The sequence below is a fragment of the Streptomyces himastatinicus ATCC 53653 genome, from assembly GCF_000158915.1.
GTDB classification, from domain to species: Bacteria; Actinomycetota; Actinomycetes; order Streptomycetales; family Streptomycetaceae; genus Streptomyces; species Streptomyces himastatinicus.
Genome location: NZ_GG657754.1, coordinates 4436814 through 4450992, shown reverse-complemented (window position 1 = coordinate 4450992; position 14179 = coordinate 4436814). Strand labels below are relative to the sequence as shown.

General features: G+C 71.3%; 10 protein-coding genes and 2 pseudogenes. 8 read left to right on the top strand and 4 right to left on the bottom strand.

The window, feature by feature from the left end:
* Positions 1–70: 70 nt before the first annotated feature.
* The 3 genes and pseudogenes from SSOG_RS18365 to tnpA all read right to left on the bottom strand — a co-directional run.
* A complete protein-coding gene (locus SSOG_RS18365) occupies positions 71–325 on the bottom strand; it encodes a hypothetical protein (RefSeq protein WP_154685951.1) in 255 nt (84 codons plus the stop codon).
* 218 nt (positions 326–543) lie between these two features.
* The gene (gene afsR, locus SSOG_RS18360; RefSeq protein ID WP_039938015.1) at positions 544–3480 is read right to left on the bottom strand and encodes an SARP-family global regulator AfsR; all 2937 of its coding nucleotides are present in this window, start codon (positions 3478–3480) and stop codon (positions 544–546) included.
* Between the two features lie 181 nt (positions 3481–3661).
* Positions 3662–3904: pseudogene (gene tnpA, locus SSOG_RS18355) on the bottom strand (IS200/IS605 family transposase); the annotation flags it as partial.
* A gap of 29 nt (positions 3905–3933) precedes the next feature.
* Between tnpA and SSOG_RS18350 the strand changes: the two are divergent.
* Together SSOG_RS18350 and SSOG_RS18345 are read left to right on the top strand one after the other, a co-directional pair.
* Positions 3934–5133: an RNA-guided endonuclease InsQ/TnpB family protein gene (locus SSOG_RS18350; protein ID WP_039941338.1), complete on the top strand. Its 1200-nt coding sequence runs from the start codon at positions 3934–3936 to the stop codon at positions 5131–5133.
* A gap of 193 nt (positions 5134–5326) precedes the next feature.
* Positions 5327–6553: an amidohydrolase family protein gene (locus tag SSOG_RS18345; RefSeq protein WP_039938014.1), complete on the top strand. Its 1227-nt coding sequence runs from the start codon at positions 5327–5329 to the stop codon at positions 6551–6553.
* A 126-nt stretch (positions 6554–6679) separates the two neighbouring features.
* Here the strand turns inward: SSOG_RS18345 and SSOG_RS18340 are convergent, their stop codons facing one another.
* The gene (locus SSOG_RS18340; protein WP_039938013.1) at positions 6680–7705 is read right to left on the bottom strand and encodes an AraC family transcriptional regulator; all 1026 of its coding nucleotides are present in this window, start codon (positions 7703–7705) and stop codon (positions 6680–6682) included.
* Between the two features lie 153 nt (positions 7706–7858).
* Here SSOG_RS18340 and SSOG_RS18335 point away from each other — a divergent pair, with 153 nt between their 5' ends.
* The 6 genes and pseudogenes from SSOG_RS18335 to SSOG_RS46790 all read left to right on the top strand — a co-directional run bounded on the left by SSOG_RS18335 (position 7859) and on the right by SSOG_RS46790 (position 14147).
* Complete coding sequence (locus SSOG_RS18335; RefSeq protein WP_039938012.1) at positions 7859–8806, top strand: LLM class F420-dependent oxidoreductase; 948 nt, start codon at positions 7859–7861, stop codon at positions 8804–8806.
* A 10-nt stretch (positions 8807–8816) separates the two neighbouring features.
* Positions 8817–9620 carry an SDR family NAD(P)-dependent oxidoreductase gene (locus SSOG_RS18330; protein ID WP_009715740.1) on the top strand — a complete coding sequence of 268 codons (804 nt, stop codon included), beginning with the start codon at positions 8817–8819 and terminating at the stop codon, positions 9618–9620.
* A gap of 92 nt (positions 9621–9712) precedes the next feature.
* Entirely contained in the window at positions 9713–10831 is a 1119-nt protein-coding gene (locus SSOG_RS18325) for an LLM class flavin-dependent oxidoreductase (RefSeq protein ID WP_009715739.1), read from the top strand.
* Positions 10832–10860: 29 nt separating this feature from the next.
* The gene (locus tag SSOG_RS18320) at positions 10861–12603 is read left to right on the top strand and encodes an N-acyl-D-amino-acid deacylase family protein (RefSeq protein ID WP_009715738.1); all 1743 of its coding nucleotides are present in this window, start codon (positions 10861–10863) and stop codon (positions 12601–12603) included.
* A gap of 106 nt (positions 12604–12709) precedes the next feature.
* A pseudogene (locus SSOG_RS18315) lies at positions 12710–13409 on the top strand (SDR family oxidoreductase).
* Positions 13410–13529: 120 nt separating this feature from the next.
* Positions 13530–14147 (top strand): hypothetical protein, encoded by a 618-nt coding sequence (locus SSOG_RS46790; RefSeq protein WP_050799898.1) that lies wholly within the window; start codon positions 13530–13532, stop codon positions 14145–14147.
* Positions 14148–14179: the final 32 nt, after the last annotated feature.

Genomic DNA, 14179 nt, shown 5'->3' with positions numbered 1-14179 from the left:
GGCCTCCCCTCCGGCCCCACCAACACCGGTCCCCGCCGTGCCGTGCTCCGTCGGCGGCTGCCGACGGTCTCTACTTGGTCGCGCTGTCCGGGTGGCTGTCCAGCGTCTCGATGCCCGCGCCGTCCGGGTGGCTGTCGGCCTGGAGCGGCTTCGGGCTGTCCGGGTGGCTGTCGGCCTGGAGCGGCTTCGCGCTGTCCGGGTGGCTGTCGAGCGTTCCGATGCCCACGCCGTCCGGGTGGCTGTCGGCCTTCAGCGGCGACGGGCTGTCCGGGTGGCTGTCGAGCGGCCGGTAGGCGTCGGACGTGGGCTTCTTGTCCTCACTCACGAGGATCAACTCCATTGAACTCGGTCGGTTTGGGGTGCACAACGCCCGTCCGGCGACTCCCCCGTGGGTCGCCGGACGGGCACACAAGGCCGCTCACCCTAAAACGAGGCAAGGAGTGGCCTCTTCACCGACCCGTCTGCCCCCCGCGGGGACGGATCGACAGCAATAAGGCTGCCGGTCCGGGATAAACGATTGATGAACGTGGCGCTGTGAACCTGCTACGCGGTCGCCATGGGCGCCATCAGGGCCCGTACTTCCTCTGTCTCCGCGGGGTTGTTCAGCTGCTCGTAGATGGTCAGGGCCTCCTGCCAGCAGGCCCGGGCCCGGTCCGTCTGGCCCATCAGGTCCAGTGCCTTGCCCAGGACCTTCAGCACGGTACCGCGGCGGAACTCACCACCGACGAAGCGCAGCGCGAGGGCCTGTTCAGCATGGGTGGCGGCCTCCGGCGGACGGCCTGCCGCGAGGTGGGTCTCGGCCAGCCGGGCGTGGGTGGAGCCTTCCCAGAGCCGCTGCCGGTTCTCGCGGAACAGTGCGAGCGCCTGCGTCAGCTGGTCGAGCGCGTCGTCGTACCGCCCGGCCTGGTGGAGGGCGATGCCCAGGGCGAAGCGTCCATTGGCGACCCGCAGGGCGAGCCCCAGGCTGCTGTAGATCTCCACGCCTTCGGCGGCGAGTTCGATGGCGCTGTCGGTGCGGCCCATCGCCGAGTGGGCTCGGGAGATGTTGCACAGGGCGCCGGCGATGCCCGGCCGGTTGTTGTCGGCGCGGAAGGCTTCGAGTGCCTGGCGGAAGTACGCCTCGGCGTCCTCGTACCGCTTCTGGTAGAGCGCGATGATGCCGCGTTCATTGGGCACCTCGCAGCCGGGAATCGGGTCCTCGGCCGCCAGGGCGAGCCGCATGGCCTGACGCCCCTCGTGCTCGCCCTGCTCGTAGCGGCTGGCCATCCAGTGCAGATGGGAGAGCGTGAAGCGGGCACGCCCCTCCGCGCGCGGATCCCCGGCGCGTTCTCCCGCGTCGCGGACCGTCTGGGCCGCCGCCTCGTACTGCCGGGAGTTGGCGCCCGACTCGCCGAGGTCCTTCGCCGCCACCAGGAGGTCGGCCGCGCGGCGCAGTGTGTCTCCGGTCGCCGACTGCTGGATGCAGGCCAGCAGGCAGTGCGCCTCGGTGAAGATCCAGTCGAGCGCGGCCGCCGAGTCCGGGAAGTCCAGCCCCGGATACCGCGTCGGCTCCAGGTGGTCCACCAGCCGGTCCCCCGGCCGGGCCAGGGCGAAGACCCGGGCGGCGGAGGACAGGTAGAAGTCCAGCAGCCGGGACAGCGCGGCGTCGCGCTCGGCCGGCGGCATCTCGTCGCGTTCGGCGCACGCACGCGCGTAGAGCCGGACGAGGTCGTGGAAGCGGTAGCGGCCGGGGGAGGCGGACTCGAGCAGGGAGGTGTCGACCAGGCTCTCCAGCAGGTCTTCCGCGTCGTCGACGTCCATGTCCAGCACGGCCGCCGCCGCGGCCAGCGAGATGTCGGGGCCGTCGGCCAGGCCCAGCAGGCGGAAGGCGCGGGCCTGCTGCGGTTCGAGCTGGCCGTAGCCGAGTTCGAAGGTGGCCTTGACCGCGAGGTCACCGGCGCGCAGCTCGTCCAGCCGCCGCCGTTCGTCGCCGAGCTTGCCGGCCAGGGCGGAGACGGTCCAGGTGCGGCGGGAGGCCAGGCGGGAGGCGGCGATGCGGATGGCCAGCGGCAGGAAGCCGCAGGCCGCGACGACGTCCATGGCGGCGTCCCGCTCGGAGGCGACCCGCTCCTCGCCGACGATGCGGGTGAACAGGACGAGCGCCTCGTCGGGGCTCATCACATCGAGGTCGACCAGGTGGGCGCTCTCCAGGTCGACCATCCGGTGGCGGCTGGTGATCAGCGCCGCGCAGCCGGGGGTGCCGGGCAGCAGGGGGCGCACCTGGGCGGCGTCGCGGGCGTTGTCCAGCAGGGTCAGCACGCGGCGGCCGTCGAGGAGGGAGCGGAAGAGCGCGGCGCGCTCCTCGACGCCGTCGGGGATGGCGTTGTCGGCGGTGCCCAGGGCGCGCAGGAAGGAGCCCAGCACGGCGCCGGGGTCGGCGACCAGGGGGCCGGAGCCCTGGAGGTCGACGTAGAGCTGGCCGTCCGGGAACTGGTGGCGCGCGGCGTGCGCGACGTGCACCGCCAGGGTGGTCTTGCCGACGCCGCCGATGCCCGCGACCGCTGACACGGCCATGACACGCCCTTCGGCGGTGGCGAGTTGGTCGCTCAGTTCCTTGATGAAGGGGGCCCGCCCGGTGAAGTCCGAGACCGTCGCGGGCAGCTGCGCGGGGCGGACGAAGCTCGCGCTGCCGCCGCTCGGCTCCTCGGCGGCGTGCGCGGCGACCGCCAGTTCGGCGTCGGCCTCCAGGATCTTCTGGTGCAGCGCGGACAGCTCGGGGCGCGGGTCGACGCCCAGTTCGTCGGCGAGCAGCCGCCGGGTGTCGGCGTAGACGGCCAGCGCCTCCGCCTGCCGCCCGCTGCGGTACAGCGCCAGCATCAGCAGCTCCCGCAGCCGTTCGCGCAGCGGGTACGAGGCGGTCAGCGCGGTCAGTTCGGAGACCGCCTCGGAGTGGTGGCCCAGCTCCAGGTCCAGGTCGAGCCGGGTCTCGATGAGGGAGCGGTGCCATTCGTCGAGCCGGGTGCGCTGGGTCTCCGCGTAGGGGCCCGGCACTCCGGCCAGCGGTTCGCCGTCCCACAGGTCGAGCACCTTGTTGAACAGGTCGCGCGCCCGGACCCGGTCCCCGGAGTGCTGCGCCTTCTCCGCCTCGGCCGTGAGCTGCTCGGCCACGTCGGTGTCCAGGGAGCTGAGGCCGATGCGGATCGCGTAGCCGCCCGATTCGCTCACCAGTATTTCGGAGTCGGGCCCGAACGCCTTGCGCAGCCGCGAGGCGTACGTGCGCAGCGCGGCGATCGCCGCCTCCGGCGGCTCGGTGCCCCACAGCCCGTCGACCAGCTCGGGCGCGGTCGCGGTGCGCCCTCCGCGCAGCAGCAGCGCGGCGAGCAGCGCGCGTTGCTGCGGCGAACCGGTGCTGATCGCTTCATCGCCCCGCCAGGCCCGGACGGGGCCCAGCACGGTGAAGTACAAGTGCTGTCCCGGCACTCGCTCCCTTTCGCCGTCCATGGTCTCCCCCTCGCCTGTCCTTCCCAGTCGCACGGGTCAGTTTGCCTTGTCAACGCCTTCCGCGTCAGTAGGGCCCCCACGTCCTCCACAAGCCCGCCATCCTTCGTCTTCGTAGGGAGTGTCCGATTTCAGGCGGGGAGGGAACCCAATTCTGAGCCTGGCGGCGCGGAGCACCGCAGCATCACTGCGGAGTGTCCTGCCGACGGTCTGTCGTCGGGTTGGGGCGTTTCTGGTTCTCGATGTAGTCCTTGACCTGCTGGAGTGGTGCGCCGCCGCAGGACCCGGCGAAGTACGAACCGGACCAGAACCGGCCGTGCGTGATCGTGTGGTCCACCCAGCGGCTGAACTCCTGACGCAACCGGCGCGAGGACACGCCCTTGAGGGAGTTGACCAGGTTGGACAGGCCGACCTTCGGCGGGTATTGGGCCGATGCGAGTCCAAGGGGTGGTCCGGATGATCCGTGCGTACAAGTTCCTCATGCGGCCCACCGTCCGCCAGAGCCAGACCCTCTCCGAGATGCTGCGCGATCACTGCTCGCTCTACAACGGAGCCCTGCAAGAACGCCGAGACGCCTACCGGCACGTCTCGAAGACGACCGTGCGGTATGGGCAGCAGTCCGCGCAGCTCAAGGCTGTCCGCGCCTTCGACCCCGAGAGGCAGGGCCGCTGGTCGTTTTCCAGTCAGCAGGCCACGCTTCGACGCCTCGACAAGGCGTTCGCCGCGTTCTTCCGCCGGGTCAAGGCGGGTGAGAAGCCCGGATATCCCCGCTTCCGGTCAGTGGGCAGGTTCGACACGGTCGACTTCCCCAAGGACGGCGACGGCTGCCGCTGGGATGCCGCCCCGCACGACCCCGTCACCCGCGTCCGCTTCCAAGGCGTCGGGCACGTCAGGGTGCACCAGCATCGTCCGGTGGTCGGCAAGGTCAAGACCGTCTCCGTCAAGCGTGAGGGCAAGCGCTGGTACGTGATCCTGACCGCAGAGCAGGCCCAGCCGAAACCACTCCCGGCAACGGGTTCCGTGGCCGGGATCGACATGGGCCTGGCCCACTTCCTGGCTGACTCGGACGGCGGGTTCGTACTCAACCCGCGCCACGGACGAAAGGCGGCCGCGAAGCTCGGCGCCGCCCAGCAGGCGCTGTCCCGGTGCAAGCGCGGCAGCAAGCGCCGCCGCAAGGCTGTTCAGGTCGTGGCCCGGCTGCACCGCAAGGTGCGACGCCAGCGGCTCGACCACGCACACAAAACCGCGCTCGACCTGATCCGTGAGCACGACGTCATCGCGCACGAAGACCTCACGATCCGCAACATGAGCAAGGCCCCCACACCAAAGCCCGTCCCCGGCAAGCCGGGTGCTTTTCTGCCTAACGGGGCAAGCGCGAAAGCCGGGCTCAATGGCTCGATCGCTGATGCCGGATGGGGGGTGTTCCTCGCCATCCTGAACGCCAAGGCTGAAAGCGCCGGACGGGAAGTGATGGCCGTGGACCCCCGCAACACCTCCCGGCGGTGCCCCGAATGCGGGCACACCGCCAAGGAGAACCGGCCCACACAGGAAAAATTCCACTGTCAGGAGTGTGGCCACCAAGCGCACGCCGACACCGTGGGCGCCTTGAACGTTCTACGGGCCGGGCTGGCCCGTCGCGAAGCTCAACCGGCTTAGCGAGAAGCCACCCATTGTGTACCGGGTGGAGGAGTCACAGTTGTCCGAAGTGCCCATGAAGTCTGGCGCGGTATTTGCGGCGGGAGGGGCGCTCCATGGGCATGGGAGGGGTTGCGGTGAACGCGCGGTGAACCCGCAGAGAACCCGTACCCGATAACTGACACTCCGTCAGATCGGCGCTACCGTGAACGGCATGGAGAGCTTCCCGAAGATCATCTCGGTGGACGACCACACGGTTGAGCCCCCTCACGTCTGGCGGGACCGCCTCCCGTCGAAGTACCGCGACATCGGTCCGCGCATCGTCCGGGCGCCGCTGAAGGAGATGACCTTCGTCGGCGGCAAGTTCGCCCCGAAGATGGGCGCGCCCGGTGACGACGGGCCGATCGCCGACTGGTGGGTGTACGAGGATCTGCACCGGCCCCTCACACGGCTCGACACCGCCGTCGGCTACGCCCGCGACGAGGTCCGGCTGGAGGCCATCACCTACGAGCAGATGCGGCCCGGGTCCTACGCGGTGCCGGACCGGCTCGCCGACATGGACGTCAACCACGTCCAGTCGGCGCTCTGCTTCCCGACCTTCCCCCGCTTCTGCGGGCAGACCTTCACCGAGGCGGGCGACCGCGAGCTGGGGCTGCTCGGGGTGCGCGCGTACAACGACTGGATGGTGGAGGAGTGGTGCGGCCCCGAGGCGCGGGGCCGTCTCATCCCGCTGATCATCATCCCGCTGTGGGACGCGGAGCTGGCCGCCGCCGAGGTGCGGCGCAACGCCGCGCGCGGGGTGCGCGCCGTCTGCTTCTCGGAGATACCGCCGAACCTCGGGCTCCCCTCCGTCCACACCGACGCCTGGGACCCCTTCTTCGCGGCGTGCGACGAGACCGGCACGGTCATCGCCATGCACATCGGCTCGTCGTCCCGTATGCCCTCGACCTCGGCCGACGCACCCCCGGCGGTCGGCTCCACCATCACCTTCGCCAACTGCTGCTTCTCGATGGTCGACTGGCTGATGAGCGGCACGTTCGAGCGCTTCCCCAACCTCAAGATCATGTACGCCGAGGGCCAGATCGGCTGGATCCCGTACATCCTGGAGCGCGCGGACGTGGTCTGGGAGGAGAACCGCGGCTGGGGCGGTGTCGCCGACAAGGTGCTGCGGCCGCCGTCCGAGCTGTTCGCCGAGCACGTCTTCGGCTGCTTCTTCGACGACGCCTTCGGGCTGCGGAACCTCGACGCGATCGGGGTGGGCAACGTCCTGTACGAGACGGACTATCCGCACTCCGACTCGACCTGGCCGAAGTCCCGGGAGGTCGGCGAGGCGCAGATGGGGCACTTGGCGCCGGATGTGGTGGAGCGGATCGTGCGGGGCAACGCGATCGAGCTGCTGGGGCTGACCGCGGACGGGCTCTGGCCCGGGCCGGGGGCGTGAGCCCATCGGGTCCACGGCGAGCCGGTTCACCCAGGAACAAGGAAGTGTCCACTGCTGGTCAATGACACCCGCCGGGCGCTGCGGCAGGCTGGGAACCCGGCGCGCCCACCCTCCGCCGGGCGGGGCCTAGCGGGGCGGGGGCGCGAGTGCCGCGGGTGCCGGACGCGACGGGGGAGCGTCCGGCACGCGGGCCCTCAGCTCCAGCTGCCGGTAGTCGCTCGGCGGTATGCCGTACGCGGCACGGAAGGTGCGGCTGAAGACCGCGGGGTGGGCGAAGCCCCGGCGCGCGGCGAGCTGGTGCAGCGGGACGGCGGACAGGCCGGGGTCGGCGAGGTCCCGCCGTACGCGGTCCAGGCGCTGCTGCCGGATCCACCCGGAGACGGTGGTGTCCTGGGCGCGGAAGAGCCGGTGCAGATAGCTCACGGAGATGTGGTGCGCGGCGGCGACGGCGGCCGGGGTCAGCTGGGGGTCGTGCAGGTTCCGCCGGATGAAGTTCTGCACGCGCAGGATCAGGGTGTGCCGGTGCGTCTCGGGCGGCAGGACGTCCTCGGCCTCGACGGCGTGGGCGAGCAGGGAGGCCGCGAGGTCGATCAGCACGGTCCCCAGGCGCGGGCCGTCGGAGGGGCGGTACATGCCGTTGTCCGAGGCCAGTCGGGTGAGGAACCCCGCCAGCAGGGCGCCGATCCCCTCGTGTCCCGGGATGGGCCGGGCGAGCAGCGGGTCGATCCGGTCGTAGGGGAGGGGGATCAGCGCCTTCGGGATCTCCAGGCCGACGCCGATCGGGGAGTCGCCGTACGCCACGCAGTCGTAGGGCCGTGAGGTGTCGACGACGTACAGCCCGTCGTGGCCGTACGCGGTCTCCCGGCGGCCCTGGGAGACCTGGAGGTTGCCCCGCTGGAGGAAGGAGAAGTGGTACAGCTCGGGGTCGGACTGCCGGATCAGCTTCGGCGTCCGCCGGAAGCGCATCGGGCGGAACTTCGTGGGCCACACATGGGCGGCGCCGAGTTCGAGGACGCGCGCCTCGCCCTCGAAGTCACGGGTGTGTTCGCTGCTCATCTCCATCGGGGCGATGAGGTGCGTCATCTGCTCGCGCCAGTAGTCGAACCGGTCTGCCACGGGAAGGTCGTCGCACCGGAACACCGTCTCGATCATCAAGTGCCCTCATGGTTGTCCTCGTGCGGGGAGTCAGGACGGCCGCTGCGCTGAGGCTCACGTCGACCGTACGCTAACACCGGGCCTTGTCTGATGGACCGTCAGATACGACGATGGCGGTCCCACCGCGGTCCACCGACAAGGAGGCCCGGCATGCGCGTCCTGCCCCGGGGCCGGTTGAGCTACGGCATGCAGCTGCCGATCCAGTCACAGAGCACCCTTTACGCCGAACCGTGGGAGGCGGCCGCGGGTCCCGGCGATCTCGTGGCCATCGCCCGCGCCGCCGACCGGTCCGGCTTCGCCTACGTCGCCGTCTGCGACCACGTGGCGATCCCGCGGCGGCTGGCCGACGCGATGGGCACCGTCTGGTACGACCCGGTCGCCACCCTCGGCTACCTGGCCGCGGCCACCGAGCGGGTGCGGCTGCTCAGCCACGTCGCCGTCGCCGCGCTCCGGCACCCCCTGCTCACCGCCAAGCAGTACGCGACGCTCGACCACCTCTCCGGCGGGCGGCTGATCCTCGGGGTCGGCGCCGGGCACGTACGCGAGGAGTTCGACGCGCTCGGCGTCGACTTCGACGCGCGCGGGCCGCTGCTGGACGAGACGGTCGACGCGCTGAAGGCGGCGCTGGGGCCGGAGGAGTTCGCCGACTTCCACGGGGAGCGCTTCGCGTATCGGGACCTCGGCCAGGCCCCGCGCCCCGCCCAGACGCCGCGCCCCCCGCTGTGGGTGGGCGGCTCCTCGCCCGCCGCGCTGCGCCGGGCCGCCGTCCGCGGCGACGGCTGGCTGCCGCAGGGCGACTCCCGGGACCGGCTCCCCGCGCAGATCGCCCGGCTGCGCGCGCTGCGCGAGGCGGCGGGCGTCGCGGAGCCCGCCGAGATCGGCGCCATCGCCGAGCCGCTGTACGTGGGCGACCCGCCGTGGCGCGTGGGGCGGCGCACGCTCACCGGCAAGCCGGAGCGGCTGGCCGAGTCCCTGCGCGCGTACGCGGCCATGGGCGTGGACCAGATCCAGGTGCGGTTCCGCAGCCGCAGCCGCACCGAACTGACCGATCAGATGGCGGCCTTCGCGGCCGAAGTCGCCCCGCATCTGAACGCCTGAGGAGGCCATCATGGGCAAGCTGGACGGACGTGTCGTCATCGTCACGGGTGCGGCGCGCGGGCAGGGCGAGCAGGAGGCGCGGCTGTTCGCCGCCGAGGGCGCGAAGGTGGTGCTCGCGGACGTCCTGGACGACCAGGGCGCGGCCGTCGCCAAGGAGCTGGGCGCGGAGTCCGCCGCTTACGTCCACCTCGATGTGAGCCGCGAGGACGACTGGGCGGCCGCCGTGGCGTTCGCGAAGGACGCCTTCGGCACGGTGAACGGGCTGGTCAACAACGCGGGGATCCTCCGCTTCAACGAGCTGATCAGCACCCCGCTGGAGGAGTACCTGGCCGTGGTCCAGGTCAACCAGGTCGGCGCGTTCCTCGGCATGCGCGCGGTCGCGCCCGAGCTGGCGGCGGCGGGCGGCGGCACGATCGTCAACACCGCCTCGTACACCGCGCTCTCCGGTATGGCCCTGCTGACCTCGTACGCCGCCACCAAGGCGGCCATCGTCGGGATGACCCGGGTGGCCGCGATGGAGCTGGCGAGCAAGGGGATCCGGGTCAACGCGATGTGCCCCGGCGCGGTCGACACCCCCATGAGCAACCCCGCCCGGCTCGACCCGGCGGCGGACACGGCGAATACCGGGGAAGCTGCCGAGGCGTCGGAGGCGGTGGACGGCCTCTACCGCAAGCTGGTCCCGATGGGCCGTATCGGCCGCCCCGAGGAGATCGCCCGCTTGGCGCTCTTCCTCACCTCCGACGACTCCTCGTACATCACCGGCCAGCCGGTCGTCGTCGACGGCGGCTGGCTGAGCGGCGTCTCGGTCTTCTGAAGCCTGGGCCTTGACGGTCCACCCTCCCGGTGCCATGGTCGGACTCGAATCTGACGGTACGTCAGATTGTTGAACTGGAGGCGGTGACCCCCTTGGAATTCGGACTGTTCGTACAGGGATACGTGCCGGAGCGCCGACGCCGCACCGACCCCGAGGCCGAGCACCACGCCCTCATCGAGGAGACCGAGTACGTCATCCAGGCCGACCGGTCCGGCTTCAAATACGCCTGGGCCTCCGAACACCACTTCCTGGAGGAGTACTCCCACCTCTCCGCGAACGACGTCTTCCTCGGCTACCTCGCCCACGCCACCGAGCGCATTCACCTCGGCTCCGGCATCTTCAACCCCCTCCCGCAGGTCAACCACCCCGTCAAGGTGGCCGAGAAGGTGGCCATGCTCGACCACCTCTCCGGCGGCCGGTTCGAGTTCGGCTCGGGGCGCGGGGCGGGCAGCCACGAGATCCTGGGGTTCATCCCGGGCGTCACCGACATGAACCACACCAAGGAGATCTGGGAAGAGACCATCGGCGAGTTCGCCAAGATGTGGCTCAGCGACGAGTACCCGGGCTTCCAGGGCAAGCACTGGTCGCTCCCGCCCCGCAAGGTGCTGCCCAAGCCGTACGGCAGCGGCCACCCGGCCATGTGGTACGCGGCCGGGTCCCCGTCCTCGTACGCGATGGCGGGCCGCAAGGGCCTCGGCGTGCTCGGCTTCTCCATCCAGAAGGTGTCCGACATGGAGTGGGTCCTCGACTCCTACAAGAACGCCGTCAAGGACGCCGATCCGGTCGGCGGCTTCGTCAACGACAACGTCATGGTGACCTCGACCGCGATCTGCGCCGAGACCCACGCCAAGGCGGTCGAGATCGCGCTCGGCGGCGGCCTCAACTACCTCCAGTCGCTGCTGTTCCGCTACCACGACACCTTCCCCCGCCCGGACGGCATCCCGGAGTGGCCCGAACTCCTCCCCGACTACACCGAGGAGATCATCGAGCTGCTCATCGCCGAGGAGCTGATGATCTGCGGCGACCCGGACGAGGTCTTCCAGCAGTGCAAGCGGTGGGAACAGGCCGGGGCCGACCAGCTCTCCTTCGGGCTGCCGATCGGCATCGGCTACGAGGACACCATGAACACCATCAAGCTCATCGGCGAGCACGTCATCCCGAAGATCGACACCGATCCGGTGCACCGCACGACCCGCTTCCGCCAGGCATAGGCGCCGCAGCCGCCAGAAGGGACCCACCCGTGCTCGACCACCTCATCAAGGGCGCGACCGTCGTGGACGGCACGGGCGCGCCCTCCTACGTCGCCGACGTCGGCCTGCGCGACGGACGGATCGCCGCCGTGGCCGAGCCCGGCACTCTGGGCGAGCGGGCCCGTTCCGCCGAGGACGCCACCGGGCTCGTCCTCGGCCCCGGCTTCGTCGACCCGCACACCCACTACGACGCCCAGCTCTTCTGGGATCCGTACGCCACCCCCTCCATGAACCACGGGGTCACCACCGTCGCGGGCGGCAACTGCGGCTTCACCCTCGCCCCGCTCAACCCCGACCGCCCCGGCGACGCCGACTACACCCGGCGGATGATGAGCCGCGTCGAGGGCATGTCGCTGGTCGCCCTGGAGGAGGGCGCGCCCTGGAACTGGCACAGCTTCGGCGAATACCTCGACGCCCTCGAGGGGCGGATCGCCGTCAACGCGGGCTTCATGGTGGGGCACTGCGCGCTGCGCCGCCACGTCATGGGCCCGGACGCGATCGGCGGCACGCCCACCCCCGACCAGCTGGACCAGATGCTGAGGCTGTTCCACGAGGCCATGGACGCGGGCGCCTGGGGCCTGTCCACCACCCAGTCCTCCACCCACGCCGACGGCGACGGGCAGCCCGTCGCCTCCCGGCATGCGCGGCCCGACGAACTCCTCGCCCTGTCCCGGGCCGTCGGCGACCACGAGGGCACCCAGATCGAGGCCATCGTGGCGGGCTGCCTCGACCGGTTCGCGGACGAGGAGATCGACCTGCTGGTGGAGATGAGCGCCGCCGCCGGACGCCCCCTCAACTGGAACGTCCTCACCATCGACGCCGCCGTCCCCGAGCGCGTACCGCGCCAGCTCCAGGCGAGCGAACGCGCCCGCAAGGCGGGCGGCCGCATCGTCGCCCTCACCATGCCGATCCTGACGCCCATGAACATGTCGCTCGGCACCTTCTGCGCGCTCAACCTCATCCCGGGCTGGGGCGACATCCTCGGCCTGCCCATCCCCGAGCGCATCGCGAAGCTCCGCGACGGCGCCGTGCGGGAGGAGATGCTGCGCCGCGCGAAGAGCCCCGAGGCCGGGGTCTTCCGGCGGCTCGCCGACTTCGAGCGGTACGTCATCGGCGATACGTACAGCGAGGCCAACGCCGGACTCACCGGCCGCGTCGTCCGCGACATCGCCGCCGAGCGCGGCCAGGACGCGTTCCACACCCTGGTGGAGATCTGCGCCGCCGACGAGATGCGCACCGTCCTGTGGCCCATGCCGACCGACAACGACCCGGCCAGCTGGGAGCTGCGGCGGCAGACCTGGGAACACGAGGACGTCATGCTCGGCGGCTCCGACGCCGGCGCCCACTTGGACCGCATGTGCGGCGCCCCGTACACCACGCGCTTCATCGGCGACTGCCTCCGCGGCCGCAAACTGCTCCCGCTGGAGCGCGCCGTCCGCATGCTCACCGACGACCCGGCCCGGCTCCTCGGCCTCCGCGGCCGCGGCCGCGTCGCCGAGGGCTACCACGCCGACCTCGTCCTCTTCGACCCCGACCGCATCGACGCGGGCCAGGCGAAGTTGGTCCACGACCTCCCCGGCGACAGCCCCCGCCTGGTCTCCCGGGCGACGGGCATGGTGAGCGTCCGCGTCGGCGGCGTCGAAACCATCCGGGACGACGAGATCACCGGCGCGATCCCCGGCAAGGTACTGCGCTCCGGCCGGGACACCGAGACGGTGAACACGAGGACCTGAGCCGGTGCCGAGCACCATGGGCGGGGCCGGGCCCGGCGGCCTCGCCGGTCGGGCCGCGCTGGTCACGGGGGCCTCGCGCGGTATCGGGCTGGCGGTGGCGGCGGCGCTGATCGCCGATGGGGCGGCGGTGTGCGTGACCGCCCGCGATGCCGCCGAACTGGCCGCCGCCGTGCGCGAGCTGGGACCGCGCGCCCTCGCCTGCCCGGGCGATGTGGCGGACGCGTCGCACATCGAGGAGGCCGTGGCGCGTACGGTCGCCGCCTTCGGCCGCCTCGACATCCTCGTCAACAACGCCGCGACGAACGCTCCCCTCGGCCCCCTCATCGACGCCGACCCGCTCGCCTGGCGCAGGGCCTTCGCCATCAACGTGGAGGCCCCGCTGCGCCTGACCCATGCGGCCTGGCGCGCCTGGATGCGCGACCACGGCGGGGCGGCGCGGTCCGTCAACATCTGCACTGAGGGCACCCACGGCGTGGGCCCCGGCGTCGGTCGCCTACGGCGCCAGCAAGACCGCCCTCCTGCGCCTCACCCGCCAGCTCGCCGCCGAACTGGCCCCGGGCGTCCGCGTCAACGCGGTCTCCCCGGGCCTCATCCGCACCGAGATGGCCCGCTTCGTCTGGGAACCCGACGAGCCCTCGATCGCCGCCACCCTCCCCCTGGCCCGCATCGGCGAACCGGAGGACGTGGCCCGCGCCGTGCGCTGGCTGGTCTCCGACGAGGCGTCCTGGATCACCGGCACCGACCTGGTGGTCGACGGCGGCCGCCGCGTCCGCGCGGCATTCCCCGGAGGAACGCAGGCCCCGTGATGGTCTCATTGGGCTAATCAGATGGTTCATCACATAAAAGGCCGGATGGAGGTGGAAAGGAGTTCAAGACAAATAACGCCTTCCGGGAGATTTCCCGGTTCACGTCCAAAGGAGTACTGCATGCGTCCTCACAGCTCATGGCGGCCCACACGGCTGGCGCTGGGCGGCCTCACCACCCTGACCGCCGTCTCGCTGGCGGGCGTACTGGGCGCCCTGCCCGCCGCGGCGCAAGGCCTCGGAGCCGAACCGCTGCCTGTTTCGACCGTCATGTCCACGGACCAGGCTTTCTCCTTGGACCCCATGGACCCCGACCCCGTCGTCGACCCCGCCGCTGACACCGCCGCCGGCCCCGGCAAACCCGGTAAGCCGAAGCCGCCGCGGCCGGGAGCCAACGGGTGCTTCGACATCGACACCGTTCGTCAGGAAGCGGCCGGCGGCGGGGCCTTCTACGCAGCCGTCAGTTTCGGAGTCCCCTACGTCGGAGACGAGGACACTCCCGGCGGTGTCATCGACTGGGACGACCTCTCCGACGAGCCGGGAGACGTGCCCGTCGGTGCCTGCGGTGTGTCCATCGACGTCGGCCCCGGCGGCCCCGGCAGTGACATCTTCATCGACGTCATCACCACGTCCGGGACCGTGCACGGCATCACCTGCGACCGCACAGGGGCGGTGATCACGTCCTGCGGCTCCTGGGTCCAGCGCGAGACCCCGACGCCCGGGGACACGCTGGGGCCGTAATCCGTCCGCGCACTCTTGGACCAGTGACGCGG